Below are 1681 nucleotides of genomic sequence, written 5' to 3'. Positions count from 1 at the left end.
CACCGATGCTGGCGGCGACCGCTTCGCCTTCGGGTTCGGAGATGTCGGCGACGACGACTTTCGCGCCTTCCTCGGCGAAAAGGCGTGCCGTGGCCTCTCCCTGCCCGCGCGATGCACCGGTGATGACGGCGATGCGACCTTCCAATCTTGCTGGCATTTCATTCTCCCGATTATGTGTTCATGACGGTGGGGTTGATCGCGGTGGAATGCGCCCTTGCGCCAATTGCGCGGCAACCGCGGTCTGTTATGCTCTGGCAATGCACCATGGTCCGCGAATGCCGGGGGTGAACCGAACAGACGGAATGACGAGGGACTTTTCACGATGAATATTGCGAGCGGGATCGGATCCGGGGCGGATGCGCAGGCGGTCGATCACTGCTTCAAGGATACGCTTGCCTATAAGACGCAGCTTCTCTCGCGCCTGCTTCAGTCCGAATATATGTCGCGCATCGCGGATACGGGTGTCGCCCCCGCGCAGGCCTATGTGCTGGGCGAATTGTGGATCGAGGAGCCGCTCTCGCAGGTGGAGCTGGCGCGCAGGCTGGAAATTGGCAAGGCCTCGACCGGCAAGACGCTCGGGCGGCTGGAGGCGGCGGGCCTGATCGAGCGGCGGCGGCATGAAGGCGACCGCCGCGTGATCACCGTCCACCTGACCGACAAGGGCCGCGAGGTGCGCGATACGCTGCAACAGGCAGGCGCCATGCAGGACCAGCGCATTCACGAACTGATGGGCGAGGATCGGCTGGAGCAGACGATCGCCTTGCTTGACGTCATGATCGACGGCTTCCGCCAGAAAGCGGATTGAAGCGCGCTTGCGCATCACGAAAAACTCAAATCCCGGATCGGATCGCTGCCGTCCCATCCCTGCGCGCTTGCCCGGACAAGCTCATAAACGCCGAGCAGTGCCTCGCTCGGCTCGTATAATTCGATGAAATGGCCAAGCTCGGCCACGCAGTCCATCATGGCGAAACCCTGTCCCGGGGCGACCTCGGCATAAAGCGCGGCCGGGTGTCCGGCGTCCTCGAACCCGTGCATGGCCGATTTCAGATCGTCGACGATCAGCGCGACATGGTGCATGCCCTGCGCGCCATCGGGGTAGAGATCGGTAAAGCATGACCGCTCGGCACTATCCTGCTGCACGAATTCGATCATGACCTCGCCCCACTGGCCATAGGCCGAGGTGTGCACGAAATGCGCGGGCTCTGCGTAATACAGGCAGGTCGTCAGCGGGATTTCGCGGACCACGTAATACGGGCCAGAGCCGTAGATTGCGCTATGCCGCTTCGCCGCCTCGACCACGTCGGGCACGAAATAGGCGATTTGCCGGGCGGGTCCCCCGATCGGAATGGCCATGCTTTTCGTCCTCTCGCTTCGGCTTACTTGGCCGTTGCCATGCTCATAACCGCGATATAGTAATATAGCAAACTAATTGGGTCGGCAGCGACGGCCAAGCGGACAGGAGAGCATGTCGATGCAGGAAAGCGCCATCGCGGGCGGCAGTGTCGCGCCCTTTCACGGGTGGCGGATGGTCGGCATCTGCTTCATCCTCATCAATGTCGCGCTGGGGGTGAATTTCTCCGCCTATGGCGCGCTCGTCGGCGCGATCGAAACCGGGTTCGGCACCAGCCGGGCGCTGGCATCGGGCGGGGTGTCGATGCTCACGCTGAGCATGGGGCTGATG

4 protein-coding genes are annotated in these 1681 nt (G+C 62.6%); 2 read left to right on the top strand and 2 right to left on the bottom strand.

The window, feature by feature from the left end:
- On the bottom strand, positions 1 to 157 hold a 157-nt coding region (locus tag AAFM29_RS17670; RefSeq protein WP_341714023.1), incomplete at its 3' end, for an SDR family NAD(P)-dependent oxidoreductase.
- A gap of 165 nt (positions 158 to 322) precedes the next feature.
- Here AAFM29_RS17670 and AAFM29_RS17665 point away from each other — a divergent pair.
- Entirely contained in the window at positions 323 to 805 is a 483-nt protein-coding gene (locus tag AAFM29_RS17665) for a MarR family winged helix-turn-helix transcriptional regulator (protein WP_066770706.1), read from the top strand.
- 14 nt (positions 806 to 819) lie between these two features.
- Here AAFM29_RS17665 and AAFM29_RS17660 read toward each other — a convergent pair whose 3' ends face one another.
- Complete coding sequence (locus AAFM29_RS17660; RefSeq protein WP_341714022.1) at positions 820 to 1353, bottom strand: VOC family protein; 534 nt, start codon at positions 1351 to 1353, stop codon at positions 820 to 822.
- Between the two features lie 112 nt (positions 1354 to 1465).
- On the opposite strand from AAFM29_RS17660, the gene AAFM29_RS17655 reads away from it, so the two are divergent.
- Positions 1466 to 1681: hypothetical protein (locus tag AAFM29_RS17655; protein ID WP_341714021.1), on the top strand; the 216-nt coding region annotated here is incomplete at its 3' end.

It is taken from the genome of Erythrobacter sp., assembly GCF_038133525.1.
In the GTDB taxonomy this organism is placed as follows: Bacteria; Pseudomonadota; Alphaproteobacteria; order Sphingomonadales; family Sphingomonadaceae; genus Qipengyuania.
This window is presented reverse-complemented; position numbering and strand designations above follow the sequence as displayed.